The 1,132-nt window shown below is 59.4% G+C and carries 1 protein-coding gene; it reads right to left on the reverse strand.

Annotated elements, in window-relative coordinates:
- On the reverse strand, positions 1-1,132 hold a 1,132-nt coding region (locus C5471_RS23305; RefSeq protein ID WP_207627457.1), incomplete at both ends, for an ImcF-related family protein.

Consider the following 1,132-nt stretch of genomic DNA (forward strand, 5'->3'; position numbering starts at 1 on the left):
GCCGGGCCTTGCTGGCCGGTCTGCCCCTGATACGCCACGGTGTTCATTAACGCTATCAGCGGGGACTGACGCCCATCCGCCATCAGGGTTAACTGGTCTGTCACCTCGGTCAGATTACGCGCTTTGTTCCAGCGCAGGCTGTTGAGAAAATCCTGCCAGGCCCCGGCAAAATCGGTAAAGTAACGCGCGGTCAGACGGGCTTTCAGCTCTGCCGGTGAGACGGCTGCCGGGACGGCCTGACGGTTATCACTCAGCACCCAGTCAATTTCTTCCTTACGTGAAGCCACCGCGTTATCAATCGCTTTCTGTATCTGCCCTTCCCACGCCTGTCGGGTAAACATCCCCGGCACCCCATGTGTGGTAGTAAACAGCCGTTCCGCCTCAGTGTCGCCGGTCATTTGCCTTAAGGTCAGGTCCGCATAATCCTTCGCCACCGATTGCAGCATCTGCTGGTAGAGCGTGGCTTCTGCATTGTGCCGGCTCATCTGCGCCAGCAATATCCGCCGTACCTGACTGATTAATGCCGTGTCCGGCGTAATCCGCCATTCAGGATGAGCCGGCAGATTTTCTGCATAAAAATGCCATAAACTTGATGCGGCACTCAGCCAGACACCGGGGGCAATACCGGCCCGTTCCGGCTCGTTTTCATTGAGGACGCGGGTTAAAAACGCGGCGTCGGCTTTCGCCGGGTACGCCATCATCAGATAGGCTTTGAGCTGGTCGTGCGCGGCTTTCGCCCGCCGGGCCCGTTGCGGGCTGCCCGGGGGCAGGTCCACCAGCGCGCTCAGTTTTTGGTGCAGTATCGCCGCCGCCTTATCCCGTATCAGCCGGTTATTCACCTGGGTGTAGTACGGCAGTACCGCCGTTAATAGCGGCTGATTTTGATTCAGGCCGAAACGCTGATACCAGGGCGCGCCGTATTCGGCCCGGTGCTGCACCCGGCCCAGTTCATCACGCAGGGTCTTGAACGCCAGCAATTGGGCGTCAGACGCTTCCGGGCGGGTTTTCAGGTCGGTCACTGCCGCCTGCACGACCTTTATCTGGTCCCGGTTGGTGAAAAGGGAGAGCACACTGCCAGCCCCCCACAATAACGCCAGTACCATCAGGCCACGACAGACATTGCGCTTCTGGA

Source organism: Photorhabdus tasmaniensis (assembly GCF_011189505.1).
GTDB lineage: Bacteria > Pseudomonadota > Gammaproteobacteria > Enterobacterales > Enterobacteriaceae > Photorhabdus > Photorhabdus tasmaniensis.